Origin of the sequence: Streptomyces capitiformicae (genome assembly GCF_002214185.1) — a bacterium.
In the GTDB taxonomy this organism is placed as follows: Bacteria; Actinomycetota; Actinomycetes; order Streptomycetales; family Streptomycetaceae; genus Streptomyces; species Streptomyces capitiformicae.
In genome coordinates, this window is record NZ_CP022161.1 from 6,908,900 (window position 1) to 6,932,222 (window position 23,323).

Sequence of the window (23,323 nt, forward strand, 5' to 3'; positions counted from 1 at the left end):
TCTTCTTCGACACGTGCGTCCACCGAATCGGAAAACGCCTCCGCGCGCGAGCGCATCCTGGACGTGGCCGTGGAGGAGTTCTCCTCGAAGGGGTTCGCGGCGGTACGCATCGACTCGATCGCTGCGCGCGCCAACGCGAACAAGCAGCTGATCTACTACTACTTCTCGTCGAAGTCGGGCCTGTACGACGCCGTCCTCGATCGGCTCGTCGACACGTACCGCCCCGTTTGGGCGGCGATGCGCGAGGGCACCCTCGACGACATGATCCGCCTGCGCGCCGGGCAGGCGCGCGACGGCATCACCTGGCGGCGCCTCTTGGCCTGGGAAGGCCTGGAGTACTGGGAGAACCGCGACAGTCCGGTGCATCGCGAAGACATCCGCAAGGCCGCGTACGACAATCAGCGGGAAGTGCTGGAGCACGCGCAGCAGAGCGGCGCGTTCCCCGCCGACGTCGATGCGCGCTTCGCCTCGCTGCTGCTGATCTTCGCCTCGCTGGGCCCGGCCGCCTTCCCCCAGATCACCAAGCTCGTGACGGGGCTCGAGCCCGACGACCCCGCGGTCGCCGACGGGGTCGATCAGGTCATCGCCGCGCTGCTGGCGCGCACGTCAGAGGATCAGCGCCCCTCCGGTCCCAGCCAGTAGGCCTTGATGTGGGTGTACTCGTCGAACAGGTCGAGGCCCATCTCATGACCGACGCCGCTGTTCTTGCGGCCGCCGAAAGGCACGTTCCCGCTGAAGGCGCGCCAGGTGTTGATCCACACGACGCCGACGTCGAGTCGCTCCGACACGCGGCGCGCGCGGTCCACGTCCGTGGTCCACAGTCCGCCCACGAGGCCGTACTCGCTTTCGTTCGCGATGCGCACGGCCTCGTCATCGGTGGCGAAGGTGATGAGCGAACCGACGGGGCCGAAGATCTCCTCCCGCCGCAGGCGCGACTGCTCGTCGGGGGTCTCGTACAGCGTGGGTTCCACGAAGAGCCCCCGGGCGATACCGAACGGCTCCGCTCCGCGGCGCCCACCGGCGACGAGCCGCGTCGTGGACTCCGACTCGGCGACGTCAAGGTAGCCGCACACCTTCGCGTACTGAGGGCGCGACGCGATCGGCCCGATGGCTGTGCCGGGGTCGAGCGGGTCGCCGATGGGTAGCGCCGCGAGGGCCTTCGTGAGCCGCTCGAGCACCTCGTCCTTGACGTCTTCGTGGACGAGGACGCGCGAGCCCGCGTTGCAGGCCTGACCGGTCCCCGCGGTGAGGCCGACGACGATACCCTCGACGGCGCGATCCAGGTCGGCATCCGCGAAGACGATGTTGGCCCCCTTGCCGCCCAGCTCGAGGGTCGTGCGAACGAGACGGCCGGCGGCGGCCTGCGCGATCCGGCGACCGGTCGCGGTCGAGCCGGTGAAGGCGATCTTGTCGATCCCCTCGTGCTCGACGAGCGCCGCGCCCGCCGCGCCAGCGCCGGTGACGACACTGATGACGCCCGGGGGGAAGCCCGCCTCGACGGCGAGTTCGACGAGCCGGATCGTCGAGACCGGAGTGACCTCGCTCGGCTTCACGATCACCGCGTTGCCGACCGCCAGGGCCGGGAACAGCTTCCACCCGAGCAGACCGATGGGGTTGTTCCACGGGGTGATCGCCGCGACGACGCCGACGGGCACCTTCGTCGTCCACGCCCGGTGCCCCGGCATCATCGGGGTCACGGTGTCGCCGTGGAGCGTCGTGGCGTAGTGCGCGCAGAACTCGATCGCGTTGGCGATCGAGCCCATCGCCAGGGTCATCTCGGTCAGCGTCTTGCCGTTCTCGTGCACCTGGATGCGCGCGATCTCCGCCACATGCTCGCGCACGAGAGCCGCCCAGCGCTGGAACAGCGCGAGGCGCTGGAACGGGGAGGTCTCCGCCCACGCGGGTTGGGCGGCACGGGCAGCCGCGACGGCGCGGTCGACGTCGTGCGCCGACGCTTCCGGGACGTAGCCCCACTCGGTTTCCTCGTACGGGTCGAAGCAGCGGAAGACGGCGCCGTCGGCGGCCTGCATGCTGCGACCGTCGATGATCATTCCGTATCGCCGTTCCGGGTCCATCTCCGGGAAGCGGGTCGGGGCGGTGGCGGGTGAAGTCGTCATCGACCGGCCTTTCTTCGGTGCGGCGAGGGCCACCACGGCCACTTCAACCGCTTAGTTGATTTCTTCATACTAGGGCCGTCATTCGACACCGTCGAGTCTCGCGGTGGTCGATCGTCGAGGACGCGCCCTCAAGGACCTGCTCGGCGGTCGCACCCGCCAAGCCGGGTCGCGCGCGGCCGACGCCGACAGAGAGGAGCCACCGTGGACGAGCCGTTCGATGCGCGCCGAGCGGATGACCATCACCCGCACCCGGGAAGGGTGGTCGCCGTGCTCGCCGTGGCGGGCCTCGGATCGTCGTTCGCCTTCACCGCGATCACCCCCATCCAGGCGCACCTGCTCGACCTCTTCGCGTCGGGACGCGAAGAGACCGCGTGGGCCGTCACGGCGACGCTCCTCGTCGCGGCGGTCCTCACCCCGATCTCGGGGCGGCTGGCCGACACGATCGGCAAACGCCGCGTCGAGCTCGCGCTCCTCGCGCTGCTGGCCCTCGGCTCGGTCGTGTTGGCGGGCGCGCAAGCGCTGTGGATGCTCGCCCTCGGCCGCGGACTGCAGGGGGCGGCGACCGGCACATCATCCCGGCGGGGATCTCCATCCTCCGCGACACCGTTCCCGCGCGCCGCCTCGACACCTCGATCGCTCTGATGAGCGCGACGCTCGGCGTCGGAGGCGTCCTCGGACTGCCGATCAGCGCGATCGTCAATCAGCTCGCCGGCTGGCGCTGGACGTTCGGGGCGACCGCGGTTTCGCGGCGCTCGTGGTGGCGGCCGTCCCCGAGAGCGCGCGGCGCAGCGGCGGACGGTTCGACGCCCTGGACGCGGCGGGGTTGGCCCTCGTCACCAGTGCGCTCCTGGTGCTGCTGTCCTACGGGGCCACGTGGGGCTGGACCTCGCCGGCCACCTTCCTCACATCCGCGGCGGCGCTGATGGTGCTGGCCGGGTGGGTCGTGACCGATCTGACCTCGTTCGCGGTCGGGTTCTCGCTCTTCGCCTCGAGCATCGTCCATCCGCAGCTGCTCGAGAGGCCCCAGAGCGTCGGAGGTTTCGGCCTGTCGCTCATCGGGGCCGGCGTGGTCACGATGCCGCCGGGAGTCATCCTTGACAGAGACCGGGCGGCGCGCAACGCGGCGACCCGGGGATAGCGGTGCGGCGCGAGCCGCGGAAAGACGAGGGGCCGGGCGCTTTCGCACCCGACCCCTCGCGCGACGGCTCAGACCGTCAGCGCGACGGCGGCGTCACTGACGACCGCTTTGCCCGCGAGGCGCCCGAAGGTCATCGACCGCAGGCCCGAGCTGCCCGCGGGGTACTCGTTGTAGAAGATGCCGGCGATCTCCCCCGCCGCGTACAGGCCGGGGACCGGCTTGCCCGCCGGGGTGAGCACGCGGCTCGAGCCGTCGACGCGGAGCCCCCCGTAGGTGAAGCAGATGCGCGGGGCGATCGGCCACGCCGAGTAGGGCCCCTCGGTGAGAGGCGCGGCGAAGTTGCTCTTGGCCGGCGACAGGCCGCGCGTGCCGATGCCGTCCAGGGGCATGAACGGGTTGATGATGTTCCCCTCGACCGCCGCGTTGAACTCCTCCACCGTCTGCGTGAGGGCGGCGGCGTCGATGCCCAGCTGCGTCGCGAGCTCCGCGATCGTCTCGGCCACGACGGGTTCCGCCGCGCCGTCGTTCATCGCGGTCGCCCAGGGCACGGTGCGCTGGGCGCCGACGTCGATGATGGCGTACGCGGTGCCGATCTGCTTGCGGAAGATCTCGTTGGCCACCCGGTCGAACTGCAGGTCGTACCCCTGGCAAGCCTCGTCCATGAACCGACGGCCGTCGCCGTCGACGAGGATGCCGTAGTACCACGCACCCACGAGCGGTTCCGGACCGGTGACCCGCGGGTCGCACGGCTCGATGTGCGCACCGTCGAACTGTCCGGCCGTGTCCGCTCCCGCCCCGACCGCCATCCGGATGCCGTCGCCGCGGTTGTTGTCGGTTCCCGGCGACACCGTCGTGAGCTGGTGTGCATTGGGAAGGTAGCGGGTCAGCATCTCCGGGTTGCCCTCGAATCCGCCGCACGCCAGCACGACGGCGCGGGACTCCATCGTGACGATGGCGCCGTTGAGGGCCGTCACGACGAGACCGGCGATCGAGCCGTCTTCGGCCACGACGAGCTCGCGCGCGGTCGTCTCGTAGAAGAACGAACCGCCCGCGGCGGTGATTCGGGGCACGTACGCCTCGATGACCGCCCGGCCGCCGCCCTCGATGTTCCAGCTGTGACCCGACGGCGAGAAGGGGCTCGGCGAGCTCGGGGTCTGCACCCCCGCCTCGCGCAGCCACCGCAGCGTGGTGGGCACGTTGCTGCCGAACGCCTCGATGTAGTCCTCGTTGGCGCGGGCACCGGCGTTCTCCCGCACGTTCCGCTGCCACGACGGGTCCAGCTCTCCGTCGCCGGTGAGTCGCAGGTACGCGTGCGTCCACGCCGTCGAGCCGCCGCGGTCCGCCGCGGCGGCACGCTCGAGCACGGCGACCCGGAGCGACCGCCCCTCGGCTGCCGCGTCCTCGAGGGCGGCGCGCGCGGCGGACAGACCGGCGAAACCGTGTCCCACCACGACCAGGTCCCACGGACCCTTCAGTTCATCGATGATCCCCATGATCACTCTTTCTTGTCGTCGCTGACAAAAGCACAGGTGACTTCGAGGTCGGGCACGTCGCACGATCGAGCCTGTGCGGCGACCATAAGGCCGCTCGAGCGCGACCACAACTATCTAGTTGATTGAAATCAACTAGATAGTTGACCGCGTGTCGCTCGCGTGCGAGGCTCGACGCACTGCGCCGCCGACCCGAGGGATTCATGAGCCAGCTCGACCACAGCATTGCCGAACGACACGCGCGCCTCCTGCGCGACGAGTTCGTCGCCGTTCGCGACGAGGCCGCCGCACTCGGTCTCCCCGCCCCCAGGTGCATCGGGAGTCGTTAACACCAGTTCCACGTCATGAGTTGCGGCCCAGTCCCGGACATCGGCCGAGAAGTTGTTGGCGATGACGTAGAGCTTGTCGTCGGGCCAGCGGACTCGCAGCGACTTCAACAACCCGAGGAACTCCTGACGCCGCTTACGATCACGGATCCGGTAGTGGATCTTCCCGGTAGCCAGATCCAGCACACCGAGCAGGTGCCGAACACCGCGGGTGCGGTGGTAGGTCGCCCGCAACCGCCTTGGCTTGTGCCGCGGGAACCAGCCCCGACCAGGGAGGGGTTCCAGCCCTGACCAGCCCGGGGTTGCGAGGAAGCGCTCTCCCTGCGGGGGAGGCGCCCGCGAGGTCGGCATTTCCGCACCCAGCGTCTACCGGCACTTCAAGAACAAGGCCGAACTGGTGACCACAGTGCTCGACGTCACCTACCACGCACTGGCCGTCGTGATGAGCGAGGCCGGCGGGTCGGCCGCTACCGGCTGATGTTCAGTCTGGAGTACGAGCCCGACCGGCCACCGACCACCGACCACGCCTACCTCGCCGAAGTGGTCCCCGGCCGTCGGGCCGAGGCGCAGGACCTGGGTGTCCACCTGTGGACCGCCCTGCACGGTCAGCTCGTTCTGTGGCGCACCCTGCCGAGTTCCGCCGCCGGCAATGAGGCCATCCTGATCGAACTGGAGGAGTCCTTGCTGCGACGCCTGCTCCCGGTACCGGAGGTTCCGAGCCCCGCGGAGTGACAGGCCAGGTCGGCACCCTGCTCCCGGAAGGTGGACGAGGTCGCCCGATCATGCGCCGCTCGATAAGTCATCGCGGCACCTCACGCGGCGTGCCTGTACTCGTTGATGACTCCGCCGCCATCTCGTCGCTCGCGATCCGATGGGCCGCATGAGCGAGCCGGTCGAGGTCCCGCGACGGCCCGTTCAGACTCCGGCGACGGCTGCGGTCCGGAGGGCGTCGGGGGTGGTTCCGGTCCAGGTGCGGAAGGCGCGGTAGAAGGAGTTGGTGTCGTCGTAGCCGAGTAGGTAGGCGATTTCGGCGATGCGCATGGTGCTGTTGCCGAGGTAGTGGCGGGCCAGGTTTTCGCGGGTCGTGGCGAGGATTTCCTGGAAGCTGGTTCCTTCGAGCTGCAGTTGTCGTTGCAGGGTGCGGTTGCTGACGGCGAGGTGACGGGTGACCGCGGTCATGGAGCTTCCGCCGGCAGGAAGTGTTTCGTGCAGCGCGGCCCGCACCCGCTCGGCGACGCTGGCCGTCGCCTGCAGGTCGGACAGGCGACGGCGGAGTTCCGGGGCGAAGAACCGCCAGAGTTGCTCGTTCTCGGTGAGGAACGGGCGGTTCGCGTCGGCGGGCGCGAAGGTGATCGCGTGCGTCTGTCCCTTGTGGACTTCTACGCCGAGGTAGTCGTCCAGGCCGGCGTGCTCGGCAGGCAGCCAGGGATCGACGGCCCGGACCGGCCGGACGTCGTGGCGGGTCGCGATCCGGGCCAGAGCGACCCAGAACACCATCTCGGCGGCGGCCAGCTGGGGCGGCGGGGGCGTGTCCGGCGGCCACCGGAAGCTGATCGTCAAGCCTTCGTCGCCGTTGTCGAGCCGCAGGTGCAGGGGCCCGATGAGGGGCTTGTAGAGGGCGATGCGCTCCGCTGCGGTCCGCAGGTCGGGGCTGCACAGGGCGGCGAAGATCGGCGGGTTGAACATCTCGACCGAGATCGACCGGCCGATCGCGACAGCCAGGTCCGGATCGCCACTCTCGGCCTCGAGTGCCTCCCACAGCCGGAAGTACTCCTCGACGGGGAGGTCGACCGGGCCGCGGCCGAACAGGTCGGCAGGCAGCCGGGCGCGCCGGAGCACCCGGGTCGATGACACGCCGAGGTCCTTCAGCAGGGCTTTGATGCTGGGATCCAGGGTGAATCGTCCGGTGCTCACGACGGGAGAGTAACGGCCACCGGCATGCCTGTCACCAGCAGATGGCGCCATTCCTCTCGCCAAGCCCGCCACCGAAAGCTGGCGTCATACGCAAGTGAGTTGGCGCGCCACGCTAGTGCCAGGCCGCAGATCCACTTCTAGCGTTCACAGCGAAAGGTCACGTCCACCGAAAGGATCACCACCATGACCCGCAAGGTCGCACTCGTCACCGGAGCTTCGTCGGGGATCGGCGAGGCCACCGCACTCAGGCTGCGCGAGGCCGGCTACACCGTCTACGGCGCGGCGCGGCGTGTGCAGCGCATGCAACACCTGGCCGAGCAGGGGATCCGGCTGCTGGCCATGGACGTCACCGACGACACTTCCATGCGGGAAGGCGTCGAGAAGCTCATCGCCGACACCGGCCGGCTCGACGTCCTCGTCAACAACGCCGGCTACGGTTCCTACGGCGCCGTCGAGGACGTCCCCCTGCAGGAGGCCAGGGAACAGTTCGAGGTCAACGTGTTCGGCGCGGCGCGCCTGACCCAGCTGGTCCTGCCGCACATGCGGGCGCAGCGCTCGGGGACCATCGTCAACATCACCTCGGTGGGTGGCCGCATGTGCACCTCACTGGGAGCCTGGTACCACGCCACGAAGTACGCGCTGGAAGCGCTCAGCGACTGCCTGCGCATGGAGCTCAAGCCCTTCGGGATCGACGTCGTGGTGATCGAACCGGGCGGGGTCAAGTCCGAGTGGGGCGGCATCGCCGCGCAGAAGGCCCGCGCCGTCTCCGGCACCGGCCCGTACGCCCCGCAGGCCAACGCCGTGGCCGACTCGCTCAGTTCGGAGGCCAACGAACGCCGCATGTCGTCGCCGGACTTGATCGCCAAGGCCATCGTCAAGTCCGTCCGGGCACGCCGGCCCAAGACGCGTTACGCCGTCGGCTTCGGCGCCAAGCCCATGATCTTCCTGCACAACACGCTGCCCAATCGCACCTTCGACGCCTTCATGCGCCGCGCCACCGGCGTGCCCGGGAAGTACGTACCCTCGAACAACTGACGTGTGCCACACCCGATCGATCCGGCACGGCACGCGCGGACCGCCCCCGGCACTTGATCCCTTTCCCCTACGCCTTGCCGAGCACGTGTACCTGTGCGGGCACAACTCGCCGCACACCGCCCTGGCAAAGCAGGACCGGCTGACGGCTTCCTGTTGACGTTGATCCCACCGCCTTGGTCGGCTCCCGGGCCTCCTTCCCGAGTTCGCATGGGACCCGGATACAGAATCCACCGGGCTTAGCACGGAAGGGGGCCCGGCCCTCATATCTTCAGGTAGGAGCGGTTCTTGTCTTCTCGGCCCAGTCATCAGCGAGCTGGTCATAGTCCTCATCACTGAGGTAGTCGGAGGCCGCCCTAGGACCTCGCGATTGCCGTCTTCGGTGATGCCGGTGGCGACGACGACGGCTCGGGAGACGAGGCTGAGCGATCGGTTCACCGTGATCGCCGCGCATCAGCGCTGTCATGGCGAATCCTCAGGCGAGTATGTGGACTTCAGCGTCGACCAGTCGGCGCGTGACATCGAGGACCTCATCGACACGCTCGACCTCAGAGATGTCGTTGTGGCCGGTCACAGCCTCGGTTCCCGCGTTGCGCTGCAGATAGCTGCAGACCGGCCGGATCGCACGCTCGGGGTCGTTCTCCTCGATGGGAGCAGGATGGCCGATCTCACTGACGTGTCTGATCTTACGGACGAGCAGTTCAAGGGCTTCCTGCGCAGCGCCTTCGCTGCCTTGCACACCGACCCGGACGCGAAGGGCCGCGCCAAGATGCTCGCGGAAATGGACCGCACGCCCGCCCCGGAGTTCATGAGCTACGGTCAGGCCATCGAGCACTGGGACTCAACCAGTTCGACGCTGCCATCGACCGCATCGGGCCGACCGTTCCCGTACTCGCCCTGCAGGCGACCTACGTCGACGCCGCAACCCCGATGCGTCGTGTTCGCAGCGACGAGACCTCCACGCCATACCTGGACGATCTTGCCGGTCGCATCGCGGACTTCCGAGCCGTTCTCATTCGCGATGCCGGGCACTTCATCATGGACGAGGCAGAGGCGGTCGTGAACGACTCGATCGCAAAGTTCGTCACCAACGTCGCGCTTCGCTCGGCGGGCGTAGAACGATGACGCCCACCTATCGGTAGCTCCTCGAGACCTTGCGGGTCCGCTTCGGCAATGCCAAGAAGGGAGGGCGCCACCGAAACGCCGCAGAGCGCTGACCGTCTGGCAGGGTTACTGGGGCGGGTGAGCCGGAGATGAGCCGTAGCAACCAGGCGGCGGGGACAGCGGACTGGCCCCGCCGCGGTGGGCTTTTAGACCTTCACCATGAGCTTTCCCTCATTGCTGCCGTCAAGCAGCAGAGAGATCGAGTCCGGTGCGTTCTCCAAGCCCTGGATCATGTGAGAGCGGGCGGTGAGGGAACCGTCGAGGTACAGAGTGCGCAGGACGGCGTCGAACTCCTCGTAGCGGTCGGCGTACGCGGCGGCCACGTAGCCCTCCATGCGGGCGCACTTGTACAGCAGGAGCGGGACGTTGGTGAGGCCGTACGCCGCTTCGGGGCCCGAGAGGTCGTACTGCGACATCGCGCCGCAGACGACGATCCGGCAGTTCCACGCCATGTTCGCCAGAACAGCGTCGAGGATCGGGCCGCCGACGTTGTCGAAGAAGAGATCCACACCCTGCGGGCACTTCTCGGCGATAGCCGCTCGCACGTCCGCCGTCCGGTAGTCGATGGCGTCGTCGGCTCCGAACTCCTCCACGATCTGGCGGCACTTGCGCTCCCCGCCGGCGATGCCGATGACCCGGCAGCCCCTCGCCTTGGCGATCTGCACTGCGAGCGACCCGGTCGCCCCCGCCGCCGCGGAGACGACGACCGTGTCCGAGGGCTTGAGCCGGCCGATCTCGACGAGGCCGATCGCGGCCGCCCGGCCGACGTGGGAGAAGACGGACAGATACGCCTCTTCGGGGATGCGTTCGTCCCGGTCGTGGCGCTGGATGTACCGGGGGTCGGCGAGGGAGTACCGCGCCCAGCCCCACAGACCGCTGACCAGGTCACCCCGCTCGAACCCCGCGACGCGTGATGCGACCACCTCTCCCACGGCCGCGCCGATCATGACGTCGCCCACGCCGATCGGGATGAGCGTCGTTTCGGGGTCGAGCTTGAGCCAGTTGCGGGAGGTGGGGTCGATGGAGAGCAGGGTGGTTCTGACCAGGACTTGACCGTCGGCCAGCTCAGGCACTTCGCGTTCCTCCCAGCGCAGGCACTTGGGGTCGTACTTGCCCACGGAAGCTTCCGCGACAACCCAGGCATGAGTCTTCATGAGTATCTGCTTTCTTCGTGGGCGTCACCGTTGACGCCTGGCTCAGGTGACGCTGAATCCGCCGTCCGCCGCCAGCACGTGCCCGGTGACGAAGTCGGCGTCGGGGGAGACGATGAACGCGATGGCGGCGGCGATGTCCTCGGGGCGGCCGAGGCGGCCCACCGGTGTGCGGGTCTTGCGGAGTTCGAACCCGGAGTCGTCGACCACGGCCCTGGCTCCCTCGGTGGGCACGGAGCCGGGCATGACGGCGTTGACCCGTATCCCGTCCCGGCCCAGTTCGCCCGCCGACTGCAGGGTCAGGCTGGTGACCGCGCCCTTGACCGCCGAGTACAGGGCGCCGCCGGGAACACTGCGTATGGCGGCTGGGGAGGACAGGTTGACGATCGCTCCGCCGCCCTGTGCCTTCATGACGGGGATGGCGGCCTGCATGGTCCAGATCGAGGACTTCACCCCGATGCCGAACATCGCGTCGACGGCGTCCTCGTCGAAGTCGACGAGGGGTGCGTACTTGATCCACATGGCGTTGTTGACCAGCGCGTCGATACGTCCCAGGCGCTGGTGGATGTCGGCGAACGCGGCCCGGACGGCGGTGCGGTCGGTGACGTCCAGGGCCAGGGCCTCGGCCTGTCCGCCCGAATCCCGTACCCTTTCGGCGCAGTCGTGCGCGCCCTGTGCGTCGAGGTCCGCCGCGACGACGTGGAAGCCGTCCTTGGACAGCCGAGCGGCGACGGCTCGGCCGATCCCGCGTCCGGCACCGGTCACCACGGCGACCTTGGAAGTGATGGTCATTGATCGTTTCCTTGAGGAGATCTTTGACGGAGAGGGGAGTCAGACGAGCGAGACCTGGAGACGTGTGACCTCCGTAACCGCGTTGTTCTCCCGGGTCGTGAAGTCCTCGGTGAGCCGTAGTCCCGGGAAGCGCTGGGCAACGGCCAGCACCGCTTCGTTGATCTCCAGGCGCGCCAGGTGTTGGCCCAGGCAGTTGTAAGGGCCGGCGCCGAACATCATCTGCCGCACGGTCGGACGGTCCAGGCGCCAGGTCCCGGGGTCGTTGAACACCTCGGGGTCCCGTTGCGAGGCGCGGACCGACACGTACACCCAAGCGCCGGCTTCGATCGGGAACCCGTCGATCTCCACGTCCTCGGCGGCGAGCCGGAAGATCGTGTTGAAGCGCGGGCGCAGTCGGATGGCCTCTTCGGTGGCGGCGGGGATCTTCGCCGGATCGGCGACGACGTCCTGCCAGCGGGAGGGCTCTTCGAGGAGCTTGCCGAAGGTGATGCCGATCTGGTGGACCGTGTTGTCGATGCTGGCCGTCAGGATGGCCACCGCTTCTGCGTGGACCTCCTCCTCGGTCAGATCACCGGCCTCCTCCTGCCTGATCATCGCCGAGGTGAAGTCGTCCCCGAGGTCCTGGCGCCGGGCCCCGATGTGGTCACGGGCGAGAGCGATCGCCTCCCAGGTGGCGTCGATGAACTCCTGCCTGCGGTCGAGTTCGTTGTTGAGTAGCGGGCCGAGCACGCTGTCCGAGAGCCGGGCCACCGTCGGGGCCAGCTCGACGGGGGCCGAGACCAGGTGGCAGTAGAGGCGGGAGGGGATCTTCCACGCGAGCGCGTCGAGCAGAGCGACGTCGGTGGGGTCGTCGACCTCGTCGAGGATGTCGTGGACGGTCTGCCGGACGGTGTCCTTGAGCTTCGAGATCTGCATCGGCCGCAGGAGTTTCGCCAGCGGCACCCGCATCCGCTTGCGCTGATCGCCCTCGGTGGTGGTGACGACCTGGTTCCAGAACCTGCGGAGCTCACCGTCGACGATGCCCAGGTCGTCGAGCCGCTTCAGGAACGAGGGGCCCTTGAGGAGGGACGGGTGCTCCAGGACGCCCAGGCCGGGGCCGTACCTGAGCACCTCGTAACCCCGGTCGCTGCGCGCGATCCAACTCTTGACGCGGGCCTTTTCCAGTTCGCGCAGATCGGTGGTGCCCGCGGTGATCCAGGGCACGTCGGTGAGGGTCATCGGTGGCTCCCGGGTCACAGGGCGGCGCCGACGACGATGTCGGCGAGTCGTTCGAAGCGTTCGATGTTGCGGGCCTGGGGCAGCAGACCGGCGGTCAGGCCGACGAACGTGATGTCCAGCTCGGGATCGATCCAGAAGACCATGCTGCCCGCACCGTAGTTGCCGAAGGTCTCCGGCGAAGTGAGCGTGCCGAGCTGGTGGTTGACGAGCTCGGAGCCGCGGACGTTGAAGCCCAGGCCCATGTTGGCCGGGGGCGGCGGGTAGCCCGCGCGCAGGGCGACCGCCTTGTACAGCTCGTTGGGCAGGTCCCCGGTCCACACCCGACGGGCCATGCGCACGGTCCGGGGGGAGAGGATGCGCGCCTCCCCGAGGGCGCCCTCGCCCCGCAGCATCTCGGCGAGACGGAACAGGTCGCCCGAGGTGGAAGAGGCGCCCGCCCAGGTGCACTCGTTGCGCTCCGCGGTGAAGAGCCCGAACTCGTCGTCGTTCTCGTGGGACAGCACCTTGATCGGGACGGTGCCGCGCGTGTCGGGGACGAGGTGCCGGGCCCGGGACTCGGGGCGGATGCCCAGAGTCGTGTCGCGCATGTCCAGCGGCTCGAAGAGGTCCTGGTGCAGGATCTCGGTGATGGAGCGTTGCTGCGGGTCGGTGCGGACCAGGGCCGTGGCGAGCAGGGCGTGGTTGGCCATGGGCGCGTAGTCGCACCGGGTGCCGGGCTCGCTGGTGCCGTGGATCAGCTCGCACACGGCGGCGAACGTCTCGTCCAGACGGTCCCAGGGCTGCCCGGCCTTCGGCTCCCAGACACCCGGCATGCCGGTGGTGTGAGTGAGGAAGTGCAGGATCGTGGCCCGGTCCCGGGGCGGGCCGGCGAACTCGGGCACCAGGTCGACCATCTTGGTGGTCAGCCCGAACTGGCCCCGCTCGACGGCCCGTAGCACGAGGACATTGATGAACGCCTTCGTCACCGAGAACACTGAGAAGACGGAGTCCGTGCGGACCGGGACGGTGCCGTCGGCATCGCCGTGGCCGATCGCGACGTCCAGGGCGGTCTCCCCGCCCCGCGCGATGCGGAAGGCGCCGCCGTAGTAGAGCCCTGACCGCACATCACGTTCGACGACCTCGCAGAAGTGGTCTAGGCGGTCCTGGGCGAAACCTGTCTGGCCCATCGGTGGGTGTTCTCCTCACAAGTTCCGGAACTAGAGATCGAGTGCGATCTCGGCGGTCAGGGCCCTGGAGACGCAGATCAGCATCGTCTCGCCGATTCCCTTCTCCTCAGCCGACAGCACCGAATCCCGGTGGTCCGCCCGACCGCGGAGGATCGCCGTCTCGCAGGTGCCGCACGTGCCCTCGCGGCACGAGTAGTCGACGGGCAGCCCGTGCCGCTCGGCCACGTCGAGGATCGACGCGTCGGCGGGCACCTCCGCCGTGATCCCGGAGCTCGCGAAGGTCACGGTGAAGGGCCGGTCGACGGAGGGGCCGGGCTCCCGGGGCGCGAACCGTTCGACGCGCAGGCTCCCCGCCGGCCGAGAGGTCATGGCGGCCTCCACGGCCCGCAGCAGGCCTTCCGGCCCACAGGCGTACATGAGACAGTCCTCGTCGACGCCGTCGAGGAGCTTTTCGATGTCGGCGACGCCGGACTCCTCGTCGACGTGCACACGCACATGCCCGTCGAACAGGCCCAACTCGTCGAGGAACGCCATCGATTCACGGGACCGGCCCAGATAGGTGAGCCGCCAGTCCGTTCCGCGCTCCACGCACTCCCGCACCATCGGCAGGATCGGTGTGATCCCGACGCCGCCCGCCATGAAGTGGTGGCGGGCGGCCGGGACCAGCTCGAAGTTGTTGCGCGGCCCGCTGACGGTGATGTGCTCACCGAGGTGCAGGTGCTCGTGCACCCAGGCCGACCCGCCGCGCCCGGCCGGTTCGAGGAGCACGCCGAGGCGGTACGTGGTGGGGTCGGACGGGTCTCCGCACAGCGAGTACTGGCGTTCCAGACCGGTCGGCAGATGCAGCGTCAGGTGAGCGCCGGGAGCCCAGGCCGGCAACGCGGCGTCCTCCGGGTGCTCCAGCACGATCCCGGCCACCGTCGACGAGGCGGCGAAGCGGTCCCGTACCCGCAGGCGCAGTTTGTCGATGGTCACGGCCTGGCCTGCTCGGGTGCCGGGCCGCCCTTCAGCCATGCGATGCGCTGCTCCAGCGCTGCTACGGAGTCCTCAGGGCGTACGACGACGAAGAACCGGTTCTCGTGAAGAGCGTCCACGACCAGCTCGGCGAACTCCGCGGGCTCCAGCCCGATCTGGGCGGTGACCGCGCGAATCGTGTCCAGCACCTTGCCGCGCAGCGCGTCTCCCTCGCTGGAGGGAACGTTCTCGGGCCGGTTGCGCTCCGCCTCCGGCATCCGGGTCTTGGCGATCGGCGCGAGGAACGACACCCGCACGGATTCGTTGTTGGCCCGCAGCTCCATGTCGAGGCTCTCGCTCAGACCGAGGACGGCGAACTTCGACGTGATGTACGGGGCGAAGGTCGGCAGCTGGGCCGAGAAGGAGGCACCGGAACCGGTGTTGACGATGTGCGCCTCCTCCTGCTGCCGCAGCAGGGGCAGGAAGACCCGGCAGCCGTGGATGACGCCCCAGAGGTTGACGTCCAGGACCCACTTCCAGCTCTCCGCCGCGATGGCGGAGAACTCGGCGCCGGTCTCGACGCCCGCGTTGTTGCACAGGACGTGCACGCCGCCGAACGCCTCCACGGCCGCGTCGGCCAGCCGCTGGACCTCCTCCTCAAAGCGCACGTCCGTACGGACCGCGATCGCCTCGCTGCCCCGGGCACGGATCCGCTCGACGGCCTCCTGCAGGGGCGTGTCCTCGACATCGGCGAGGACGACCTTCATCCCCTCCTTCGCGAACCTCTCGGCCAGGCCCAGGCCCACACCGCTCGCGGCTCCTGTCACGACGGCGACCTTGCCCCGCAACGACTTCATCGTCTTCCTTCCGTCATTACCCGGTGGTGAGGTGATCCTCGAATTCCTGCCGCATGGCGCCGTAGCGCAGAACTACGCGTTGGCAGTACGCGTTTCGCCCGCGGCGGCCGCCGCCGGCTCGTACTTGCTCGGGATCGTCGACACGTCGAACTTCTCGTTGCGGACCGGATCGACGAGGTACGGGAAGCGGGCGACGGTGGCCCGGATTTCCTTCTGGCGGGTGCCGGGATCGCCCCACAGCACGACGACCTCGGTGCCCTCGTCGGCGACGGCGGTCTCCACCGTGGCGAGCGAGAGCATCTCGCCGGAGTGCACGCTGAAGCACCGGCCGGACGACGTGCCGACGTCCCGCCCGCCCACCAGGACGCGGTCCGCCCACAGGCTCTGCTGGTGCTCGCGGTCGCCGACCTCGTACATGAAGTGATTGGGCATGTTCATGTACGGGTGCTCCGCGCCCTTGCGGAACTGCGACTGGTACACATCGGCGATGTCCTCGGGGTTCCAGACCAGGGTGACCATGGTCCTGGCCGCCGCCGCGGCCTCCCGCGCCAGCGCCTCGCACCCGATGAAGTCGTGGTCGAACTTGACCATGTGCCCCCAGCCCAGCTCGTACGGGGTCCGGTACCGGCGGTCCAGGTCCTTACCCGCGCTGCCGTGCAGCCGCAGGTCCTTGCCGATCGGCGGGAAGCCGAGGCCTGCGAAGAACGCCTGGAGGTTCTCGTCCTCGCCCCAGGGCAGCGGGAAGTGGTAGTACATCTGCCCGAAGCCGCCTTGGGTGTGCTGGCACATGTAGGCCTGCACGCCCATCTTGCGGATCCCGTACTCCTCGCCGGCCGCCATCAGCGCCTCGTACACGGGGATGGCGTGTTCCACCGGACCGTGCACCTCGTAGGCGAGGGTGCCCGACATGCCAATCCGGATGACCCGGACCTCCGCGTCGGCGATCGTCGCCAGGCGGTGCCGGAGGAACTTGATGTCGTGCAGGTTCTCCTCGGCGGCGCCCTCCAGCACCTCCAGCGAACGCGGGCCGCTGAGCTGGAAGAGGAAGACCCGGCCCGTGAGGTCCTCGGCGGTCACATCGAGGTCGGGGCGCTGCGCCAGCCGGTAGCCCAGGTAGGGCGAGAGCCAGTACGTGACGAAGTCGTCCTCGGCCAGCCGCAGCAGCATCCCGTGCGCGGCGACCCGGCCCTGCTCGTCCGTCATGATCGCGTGCCGGGACGCGCCCACCCGGAAGGTGGCGAGGCTGTTGACGCACACACTGGACAGGAAGGCCAGCGCGTCCGGTCCGGTCAGCCGCAGCGTCGGCGAGGGGTTCAGGTGGCCGTGCAGCGACACGGTCGTCGTCGCGGCCAGCACCTCGTCCCGCCAGCCCGTGTACTCCCACGCCTCCGCGTCGCCGCCGAAGCACCAGGCCGCCGTCTCGTGGAACTGGACGATGGGGTCGTACGGCACGAACGGGGTGTGGGGAAAGGTCTTGCTCTGCGGCATCTCGGCCATGTCGAACCTCTCTGGCTCGGTGCGGTACGACGCTGTGGTCGGCACCGGTGAACGGCTCCCTCTCCCTGGATGAAGTCCTGCGGAGAAGTCCTGTGGATGCTGCGCCCGGCCCAGGACCGCCAGATAGGGCAGAACTACGCGTTAGCGGTACCTGCTCCAGGTACGAGGCCCGCCGCGGGACGCAGGCGTCGGTTAGCGTGCGACGGCAGACAATCGTCGGCTGTCAGCTGTCAGACATCTTTTGCGGGCCGCTGGGCAGACCGACGCGGGGCCACTTCGAAGGACGACGCATGACTGCAGGAAGACTCGACGGCACCGCCCTGGCCCGCCAGGTGAGCGAAGAGGTCGCGAAGGGAGTGGCGGCGTTCCGGGCCGCGGGCGGTACGACGCCCGGACTCGCCACCGTGCTCGTGGGCGACGACCCGGCATCGGAGGTGTACGTCCGCAACAAGCGTCGGCTGTGCGTCGAGGCGGGCATGCTCGACCTGCACCGCCGTCTTCCCGCCACTGCCGAGCAGGCCGAAGTCACAGCGCTCATCGACGAGTTGGCGGCGGACCCGGCCGTCTCCGGCATCCTGCTCCAGCTGCCGCTCCCGGCGCACCTGGACGCACCGACACTGGTCGAGCGCATCCCGGCGGCCAAGGACGTCGACGGCCTGACCACGACGAGCGCCGGCCTTCTGGCCCAGGGGCGCCCAGGCCTGCGCCCCTGCACCCCGGCCGGCGTGATGCGGATCCTCGACGCGTACGACGTTCCCCTGGAGGGAACCCACGCCGTGGTCGTGGGCCGGTCGGTGCTCGTGGGGCAGCCCATGGCACAGCTGCTCCAGCAGCGGAACGCCACGGTCACCGTGTGTCACTCGCGCACCCGCGATCTTGTGGGGATGTGCCGGTCGGCCGACGTCCTCGTGGTGGCCGCCGGCAAGCCGGGGATCATCGGCGCCGATGCGGTCGCCCCGGGCACCACCGTGATCGACGTCGGCATCCACCGCGCCCCCGACGGTCTGATCGGCGACGTGGACGCACCGGCCGTCGCCGAGGTCGCTGGCCTGCTGACCCCCGTGCCCGGCGGAGTCGGCCCGATGACCATCGCCATGCTGCTGTCCAACACCCTGGCGGCCGCGACCGCCGCACACCCGAGGGACTGACATCGTGCCCCCAGCGCCCCGTAGCCGCCCGCTGTTCTCCGCAGAGCGATCCGCCGAGGTCGTGACCCAGGCCTTCAGCGACACGCCGGATGCACGACTGCGTACGGTGATCACCGCACTGGTCGAGCACCTGCATGCCTTCGCGAAGGAAGTCGACCTCACTCAGGCGGAACTGGACACCGCGATCGACTTCCTGACCCGGACCGGCCACGCCTGCACCGACGTACGGCAGGAGTTCCAGCTGCTCTCCGACGTCCTCGGCATGTCGATGCTCGTCGACTCCCTCGACCACGCAGGCCCCGGCCCGACGACGACCGAGTCGACGGTGCTCGGCCCGTTCCACATGGTCGACTCCCCGCCGCGCGCCCTCGGCGACTCCATCTCCCTCGCCGAGGGCGGCGAACCCACCCTGGTCACCGGCCAGGTCCTCGGCCCCGACGGCCGCCCGCTCGGAGGGGCGCTCATCGACGTGTGGCAGGCGGATGAGAAGGGGTTCTACGACGTCCAGCGTCCCGGCGAGGTCCCGGAGCGCAATCTGCGCGGCCTGTTCACCTGCGACGAGCAGGGCAGGTTCCACTTCCGGACGATCCTGCCCGCGGCTTACCCGATCCCCGACGACGGCCCGGTCGGGCAGCTGCTCGAAGCCACTGCCCGGCATCCCTACCGGCCGGCGCACATCCACTTCATCGTCGGCGCCGAGGGCCACCAGCCGCTGACCACCCATGTGTTCGTCGCGGGCTCCGACTACCTGGACTCCGACGCGGTGTTCGGGGTCAAAGAGAGTCTGGTGCTGGACTTCGAGGAGGTGAGCGGAGGCGAGTTGGCCGCCGCGCACGACCTCCCCGTGCCGTTCCGGCACGCGCATGTCGAGATCGCCCTGCGACCCGAGGAGGGATGAGGGTGCCTGACCTCCCGAAGGACGGGTTCGTCCACGAGCAGCGAGCGGGCCGGGTGGTCTTCCGTGACGGCGCGCTCGACGAGCTCGCGGCCGAGACGGACCGGCTCGGACTGACCAGGGTGGCGGCAATCGCCGGCCCCCGCTATGCCGGGCGCACGGCGGACGTTCTCAGTTCCCGGCTGGTGACCGCCGTCGAGGACGCGCGTATGCACGTTCCCGTGGAGCAGGCCGAGGCGGTGCGGGCCCAGTGTGCCGACGCGGAGGCCGACGGACTCGTGGCCGTGGGCGGCGGCTCGGCGGTCGGCCTGGCCAAGGCCGTCGCGCTCACCCTGGGCATCCCGATCGTGGCCGTTCCGACGACGTACTCGGGCTCTGAGATGACCCGGGTGTGGGGCATATCCCGGGACGGCGTCAAGCGCACCGGCCGCGACCCCGTGGTCGCGCCGCGCACCGTCCTGTACGACCCGGCCCTGTTCGCCACGTTCCCGGCCGTACTGGCGGTCCCCTCGGCCTTCAATGCCCTCGCGCACGCGGTGGAAGCGCTCTACGCCCCGGACCGCACGCCCATGACCGACCTGGTTGCGGGGGAGGCGGTACGGCGGATCATCGGTGCCCTGCCACGACTCGCGACCGATCCAGAGGCCCGGTCGGAGGCCCTTCGCGGAGCGTGGCTGTCCGGGGCCGCCCTGGACTCGACCACGATGTCCCTGCACCACAAGCTGTGTCATGTACTCGGTGGGCTCGGCCTGTCGCACGCCTCGGCGCACACAGTCGTGCTGCCGCACGTGCTCGCCTACAACGCCGGCGCCGCCCCGCAGGCCGCGGACGTGGTCGCAACGGCCCTGGGCAGGCCGGGCGCGGAGGCAGGTCTCGCGCTGCACGAGCTCGCCGTGACCATGGCGGCACCGACCCGGCTGCGCGATCTCGGACTGCGCCACGACGCCCTCGACGACGTGGCCCGCGGCGTGCTGGCCTCCCCCTACGCCAATCCGGCCCCCGTGGAGGAGACGGCGGTGCGCGCCCTTCTCGAACGCGCGTGGCGCGGTTCCGTTCCCGGCAGTCTGTGACCGCGGCCGCCGAACCCGTGTGCCGGACACACCCGTGTGACGGACAGGTAGAGGCGCCGCTGACCACCCGGGTCATCTCTCCGTTGGTCAGCGGCGCCTCAGTGCGCAACTTGTGTTCGCGCCAAGTCAGCCGGAGACGCCATCCCACGGGTCGTCCGACACCTGAACCATGAGCTTGCCCTGGTTGCCGCCGGTGAGGAGCAGCTGCAGCGCGGACGCCACCTGCTCCATGCCGGCCACGACGTGCGGACGGTGCCGGACGGCCCCGGTCATGAACAGCCGACCCAGCTCACCGAAGATCGCCTCGTAGCGGTCGACGTGGTCCGGCGGGATGAAGCCCTCCATCCGGGCACTGGCCAGCACGAGGCGGAACGTGTTCTTCAGCCCGTAGTGCTGGGACGGATCGGGAAGGTCGTACTGCGACATCTCCCCGCACAGCAGCACGCGCGCCCGCTTCGCGAGGTGGAGTAGGACGGTGTCGAGCATCTCGCCCCCGACGTTGTCGAAGTACACGTCGACACCCTCGGGGCACAGTCAGCCCAGTGCCTCGTCCACACTCTCCGAGCGGTAGTCGATGGCACCGTCGAGCCCGAGGTCGTCGAGCAGGAACCGGCACTTCTCCTCGCCGCCGGCGATCCCGATCACCCGGCAGCCGTAGGCCTGGGCGATCTGTGCCGCGATCGTCCCCACCGCCCCGGCGGCAGCCGAGACCAGGACCGTCTCGCCCGCCTCCGGCTTGGCGATCTCACCCATCCCGATCATCGCCACCAGGCCGATGTGGGAGAAGACGGTCAGGTGGGCACTCAGCGGCACCCCGGGCTGCCGCTCGATCCTGGTCGGCGGAATCGGCCCTCCGGCACCGGTCGTGAGGACCGGATGCGTCGACCAGTCCGCCAGCGCGGAGACGACGTCGCCGGGCGCGAAGTCCGGTGCGCGCGTCTCCTCGACGACACCCAGGACGACGCCCTTCATCACGTCGCCGACGTCGAGGGGCACGACGTACGCCGCGTCACCCAGGCGCAACTGCGTGAGGTACGAGGGATCGAGCGAGAGGTACACGGTGCCCACCCGGATCTCGCCCTCTTCCAGGGGGCGCTGCGGCCGCTCCTCCAGGCGCAGGCAGTCCGGCGTGTAGTGGCCCACCGAGGGTTTCTGGATGACCCAAGCCTGTTCGCGGGGCAGCTGTTCGGCGCTGCTCGCCGATGCGGTGGCCATCTCAGTCCATCATCTCTGCGGCGGCGCGGAAGACGCGCAGCTCGTCGCCGAACCAGCCGCTGACCCACTCAGTGGTCCACCGCCGCTTTTGGAAACGCCAGCCCTTCCCGGTCTTCACCAGGACGTCGGTGTGCCAGCCCTGGACCTGGAAGGCCCGGACCTCGCCCTGGTCGTTGCGACGTGCCCACGGGTTGATCGTCTTGGCCTTGACGTGCGAGATCGTCCGCTCGTCGTCCTCGAAGTCGATGACCTGGTTGACCGAGATGTGGAAGACGTGGTCGAAGCCTTCGCCGGTCAGGAACCCACCGTCCCTGCCCTGCTCCCAGGTGAAGGGGGCGGGCAGACCGGCGTCGGTGTAGTCGATCACGCAGTCCGGCAGGAACACCTCGTCGAGCAGGTCGGCCCGCTTGGCGTCCGCGGCGTGCACGTAGCGGCCGTAGAGCTCGATGATCTCGAGACGGTCGGCCAGTTCCTCGAGTTTCATGACGCCACCGCCTCGGGTTGCTCGGCGCCGACCTCCGCCATGACCGTCTCGGCGTAGCGGACCAGCCCGTCGCGCACCTCTTCCTGGGAGGAGCCGTTCGGAACCACGAACACGCGCGAGACGCCGAGTTCCTCGTATCCGCGTACGACGTCGGCGGTGAGGTTCTGGGTGGCGCCGGCGCTGATCTCGATCTCGTCGTAGTCGCGTCCGAGCTTGTCGCACTCGGCCCGCATCGTCTCCAGCAGGGGCGCCATGGCCTCCGGTCCGGGGACGGCGGGGAAGAACCCGTTGCCGTAGCGGGCGGCGCGCTTGGCGGCCAGTTCGGTGTGGCCGCCCACGTGGATCGGGACCCCGCCCTTCTGCACCGGCTTCGGGGAGGAGTAGATCGGCGGCCAGTCGAAGAACCGGCCGTGGAACTCGCTGGGTGACTCGCTCCACAGCGAGCGCATCGCCGCCACGGACTCCCGCGCCCGTGCCGCGCGGTTGTCGAAGTCACGGTCGAGGGCCTGGTACTCCTCACGCAGCCACCCGACCCCGACGCCGAGCATCAGGCGTCCCTGGGAGAGCGTGTCGAGTGTGCCGCAGATCTTGGCGAGTTGGATCGGGTGGTGCTGCGGAAGGATGCAGACCCCGGTGGCCAGCCGCAGCCGCGTGGTGACCGCTGCCGCGTACGCGAGCGGGGTGAAGGGGTCGGGGAGAGGAGCCTCCGACGGTGCCTCGATCCGGCCCGTCGGGCTGTAGGGGTAGACGGAGGTGTAGTTCTCCGGGATGGCTGGATGTTCCACGGACCAGATCGACTCGTAGCCGAGTTCCTCCGCGGTCCGTGCGAGGCTTGCCAGCCCGCCCGGCTCCATCGACGCTCCGATGGTCGCGAATCCGATGGCGAATTTCATTCGTCCTCCTGCCGTGCTGGGTTCCGAAGGGGGATCGGTCAGAAGGCGACGACGCCGCCGTCCACCGCGAGGGCCGCGCCCGCCAAGTACGAGGCGGCGTTGCTGCACAGCCACACCACCGACTCGGCGATCTCCTCGGGCTGCGCGAACCGGCGGATCGGCGTCAGGGACAGGAGCTGGTCCTTGATCTCCTGGGGCAGGTCCTCGGTGAACGGTGTGGCGATCGGGCCCGGGAGGACCGCGTTGACACGGATGCCGTCGGCGGCGTAGTCCACCGCCGCGGCCTTGGTCAGGCCGACGACACCGTGCTTGCTGGCAACGTAGGTCGACAGGCCGCCCGGACGCGCCACCAGCCCGGACGCGGAGGCCGTGTTGACGATCGCGCCGCCCTTGCCGCTCATGGCCTTGATCTCGGCGCGCAAGCACAGCCAGACGCCGGTCAGGTTGATGCCGATGACACGGTTCCAGTCGGCTTCGGTGACGTCGGCGAGGCGGGTCACCTCGCCTTCCACACCGGCGTTGTTGTGCGCGAAGTCCAGTCGGCCGAAGCGGTCGACCACGGCGCCCACGGCGCTCTCGACGGACTCCGCGTCGGACACGTCGACGATGAACACCTCGGCGGAACCGCCGATCGCCTTGATCTCCTTGAGTGTCTGCGCGACCAGGTCGCCGTTGATGTCGAGCACGGCCACCCGTGCCCCGCGGCGGGCGAAGGCGTGGGCGGTGGCGCGGCCGATGCCGCCGCCTCCCCCGGTGACCAGGGCGACCCGTCCGGCCATGTCCTGCTGTGCGGTCTGCATGG

Annotated in this window: 25 protein-coding genes and 1 pseudogene; 10 read left to right on the forward strand and 16 right to left on the reverse strand. The window is 69.4% G+C overall.

Annotated features, from left to right (window positions below; translation table 11 throughout):
- The first annotated feature begins 63 nt into the window (after positions 1 to 63).
- Positions 64 to 642 (forward strand): TetR/AcrR family transcriptional regulator, encoded by a 579-nt coding sequence (locus tag CES90_RS30855; protein ID WP_208921466.1) that lies wholly within the window; start codon positions 64 to 66, stop codon positions 640 to 642.
- On the opposite strand, the gene CES90_RS30860 is transcribed toward CES90_RS30855, so the two are convergent.
- Positions 615 to 2,117 (reverse strand): aldehyde dehydrogenase family protein, encoded by a 1,503-nt coding sequence (locus CES90_RS30860; RefSeq protein WP_189786250.1) that lies wholly within the window; start codon positions 2,115 to 2,117, stop codon positions 615 to 617. The two genes, CES90_RS30855 and CES90_RS30860, sit on opposite strands and share 28 nt — an antisense overlap.
- A gap of 276 nt (positions 2,118 to 2,393) precedes the next feature.
- Here CES90_RS30860 and CES90_RS30865 point away from each other — a divergent pair.
- Positions 2,394 to 2,800 (forward strand): annotated as a pseudogene (locus CES90_RS30865) (MFS transporter); the annotation flags it as partial.
- Positions 2,801 to 2,871: 71 nt separating this feature from the next.
- Positions 2,872 to 3,255, forward strand: a complete 384-nt coding sequence (locus tag CES90_RS30870) for a hypothetical protein (protein WP_189786292.1) — start codon at positions 2,872 to 2,874, stop codon at positions 3,253 to 3,255.
- 68 nt (positions 3,256 to 3,323) lie between these two features.
- Here the strand turns inward: CES90_RS30870 and CES90_RS30875 are convergent, their stop codons facing one another.
- Entirely contained in the window at positions 3,324 to 4,748 is a 1,425-nt protein-coding gene (locus tag CES90_RS30875; RefSeq protein ID WP_189786252.1) for an FAD-binding protein, read from the reverse strand.
- A gap of 128 nt (positions 4,749 to 4,876) precedes the next feature.
- Entirely contained in the window at positions 4,877 to 5,305 is a 429-nt protein-coding gene (locus tag CES90_RS30880; protein ID WP_229914201.1) for a hypothetical protein, read from the reverse strand.
- A gap of 10 nt (positions 5,306 to 5,315) precedes the next feature.
- Here CES90_RS30880 and CES90_RS50080 point away from each other — a divergent pair, with 10 nt between their 5' ends.
- Together CES90_RS50080 and CES90_RS50085 are read left to right on the forward strand one after the other, a co-directional pair.
- Positions 5,316 to 5,549, forward strand: coding sequence for a TetR/AcrR family transcriptional regulator (locus tag CES90_RS50080; protein WP_229914202.1), 234 nt, complete (start codon positions 5,316 to 5,318; stop codon positions 5,547 to 5,549).
- Positions 5,549 to 5,803, forward strand: a complete 255-nt coding sequence (locus CES90_RS50085; protein ID WP_229914203.1) for a hypothetical protein — start codon at positions 5,549 to 5,551, stop codon at positions 5,801 to 5,803. Before CES90_RS50080 ends, CES90_RS50085 begins: the two co-directional genes overlap by 1 nt.
- A gap of 183 nt (positions 5,804 to 5,986) precedes the next feature.
- On the opposite strand, the gene CES90_RS30890 is transcribed toward CES90_RS50085, so the two are convergent.
- Positions 5,987 to 6,985: an AraC family transcriptional regulator gene (locus CES90_RS30890; protein ID WP_208921467.1), complete on the reverse strand. Its 999-nt coding sequence runs from the start codon at positions 6,983 to 6,985 to the stop codon at positions 5,987 to 5,989.
- A gap of 183 nt (positions 6,986 to 7,168) precedes the next feature.
- Between CES90_RS30890 and CES90_RS30895 the strand changes: the two genes are divergently transcribed.
- Positions 7,169 to 8,020 carry an oxidoreductase gene (locus tag CES90_RS30895; protein ID WP_189786255.1) on the forward strand — a complete coding sequence of 284 codons (852 nt, stop codon included), beginning with the start codon at positions 7,169 to 7,171 and terminating at the stop codon, positions 8,018 to 8,020.
- Positions 8,021 to 8,408: 388 nt separating this feature from the next.
- The gene (locus CES90_RS30900; RefSeq protein ID WP_189786256.1) at positions 8,409 to 9,080 is read left to right on the forward strand and encodes an alpha/beta fold hydrolase; all 672 of its coding nucleotides are present in this window, start codon (positions 8,409 to 8,411) and stop codon (positions 9,078 to 9,080) included.
- A 247-nt stretch (positions 9,081 to 9,327) separates the two neighbouring features.
- Here CES90_RS30900 and CES90_RS30905 read toward each other — a convergent pair whose 3' ends face one another.
- From CES90_RS30905 to CES90_RS30935, 7 genes are all read right to left on the reverse strand, one after another.
- Positions 9,328 to 10,335, reverse strand: coding sequence for an NADP-dependent oxidoreductase (locus tag CES90_RS30905; RefSeq protein WP_063778526.1), 1,008 nt, complete (start codon positions 10,333 to 10,335; stop codon positions 9,328 to 9,330).
- Positions 10,336 to 10,377: 42 nt separating this feature from the next.
- Positions 10,378 to 11,124, reverse strand: a complete 747-nt coding sequence (locus tag CES90_RS30910) for an SDR family NAD(P)-dependent oxidoreductase (protein WP_046915462.1) — start codon at positions 11,122 to 11,124, stop codon at positions 10,378 to 10,380.
- Between the two features lie 39 nt (positions 11,125 to 11,163).
- Positions 11,164 to 12,342: a cytochrome P450 gene (locus CES90_RS30915; RefSeq protein ID WP_189786257.1), complete on the reverse strand. Its 1,179-nt coding sequence runs from the start codon at positions 12,340 to 12,342 to the stop codon at positions 11,164 to 11,166.
- A gap of 14 nt (positions 12,343 to 12,356) precedes the next feature.
- Positions 12,357 to 13,508 (reverse strand): serine hydrolase domain-containing protein, encoded by a 1,152-nt coding sequence (locus CES90_RS30920; protein ID WP_189786258.1) that lies wholly within the window; start codon positions 13,506 to 13,508, stop codon positions 12,357 to 12,359.
- A 30-nt stretch (positions 13,509 to 13,538) separates the two neighbouring features.
- A complete protein-coding gene (locus tag CES90_RS30925; protein WP_189786259.1) occupies positions 13,539 to 14,522 on the reverse strand; it encodes a PDR/VanB family oxidoreductase in 984 nt (327 codons plus the stop codon).
- On the reverse strand, positions 14,480 to 15,319 hold the full coding sequence (locus CES90_RS30930) for an SDR family NAD(P)-dependent oxidoreductase (RefSeq protein WP_046915464.1): 840 nt from the start codon (positions 15,317 to 15,319) through the stop codon (positions 14,480 to 14,482). Before CES90_RS30930 ends, CES90_RS30925 begins: the two co-directional genes overlap by 43 nt.
- 72 nt (positions 15,320 to 15,391) lie before the next feature.
- Positions 15,392 to 16,861, reverse strand: a complete 1,470-nt coding sequence (locus CES90_RS30935) for an aminomethyl transferase family protein (RefSeq protein WP_189786260.1) — start codon at positions 16,859 to 16,861, stop codon at positions 15,392 to 15,394.
- A 245-nt stretch (positions 16,862 to 17,106) separates the two neighbouring features.
- On the opposite strand from CES90_RS30935, the gene folD reads away from it, so the two are divergent.
- The 3 genes from folD to CES90_RS30950 are packed head-to-tail and all read left to right on the forward strand — an operon-like array spanning position 17,107 to position 19,929.
- The gene (folD, locus tag CES90_RS30940) at positions 17,107 to 17,964 is read left to right on the forward strand and encodes a bifunctional methylenetetrahydrofolate dehydrogenase/methenyltetrahydrofolate cyclohydrolase FolD (RefSeq protein ID WP_189786261.1); all 858 of its coding nucleotides are present in this window, start codon (positions 17,107 to 17,109) and stop codon (positions 17,962 to 17,964) included.
- A gap of 4 nt (positions 17,965 to 17,968) precedes the next feature.
- Positions 17,969 to 18,862, forward strand: coding sequence for a dioxygenase family protein (locus CES90_RS30945; protein WP_373313534.1), 894 nt, complete (start codon positions 17,969 to 17,971; stop codon positions 18,860 to 18,862).
- Positions 18,863 to 18,864: 2 nt separating this feature from the next.
- On the forward strand, positions 18,865 to 19,929 hold the full coding sequence (locus tag CES90_RS30950) for a maleylacetate reductase (RefSeq protein ID WP_229914204.1): 1,065 nt from the start codon (positions 18,865 to 18,867) through the stop codon (positions 19,927 to 19,929).
- Between the two features lie 126 nt (positions 19,930 to 20,055).
- Here CES90_RS30950 and CES90_RS30955 read toward each other — a convergent pair whose 3' ends face one another.
- The 5 genes from CES90_RS30955 to CES90_RS30975 are packed head-to-tail and all read right to left on the reverse strand — an operon-like array spanning position 20,056 to position 23,321.
- Positions 20,056 to 20,463 (reverse strand): zinc-binding dehydrogenase, encoded by a 408-nt coding sequence (locus tag CES90_RS30955; RefSeq protein WP_268257045.1) that lies wholly within the window; start codon positions 20,461 to 20,463, stop codon positions 20,056 to 20,058.
- Positions 20,464 to 21,144, reverse strand: a complete 681-nt coding sequence (locus tag CES90_RS30960; protein ID WP_189786264.1) for an MDR family NADP-dependent oxidoreductase — start codon at positions 21,142 to 21,144, stop codon at positions 20,464 to 20,466. It abuts the gene before it with no gap.
- Position 21,145: 1 nt separating this feature from the next.
- Complete coding sequence (locus CES90_RS30965; RefSeq protein ID WP_189786265.1) at positions 21,146 to 21,628, reverse strand: nuclear transport factor 2 family protein; 483 nt, start codon at positions 21,626 to 21,628, stop codon at positions 21,146 to 21,148.
- Positions 21,625 to 22,521, reverse strand: a complete 897-nt coding sequence (locus tag CES90_RS30970) for an LLM class F420-dependent oxidoreductase (protein ID WP_046915469.1) — start codon at positions 22,519 to 22,521, stop codon at positions 21,625 to 21,627. Before CES90_RS30970 ends, CES90_RS30965 begins: the two co-directional genes overlap by 4 nt.
- Before the next feature lie 38 nt (positions 22,522 to 22,559).
- On the reverse strand, positions 22,560 to 23,321 hold the full coding sequence (locus CES90_RS30975; RefSeq protein WP_229914205.1) for an SDR family NAD(P)-dependent oxidoreductase: 762 nt from the start codon (positions 23,319 to 23,321) through the stop codon (positions 22,560 to 22,562).
- Between the last annotated feature and the right edge of the window lie 2 nt (positions 23,322 to 23,323).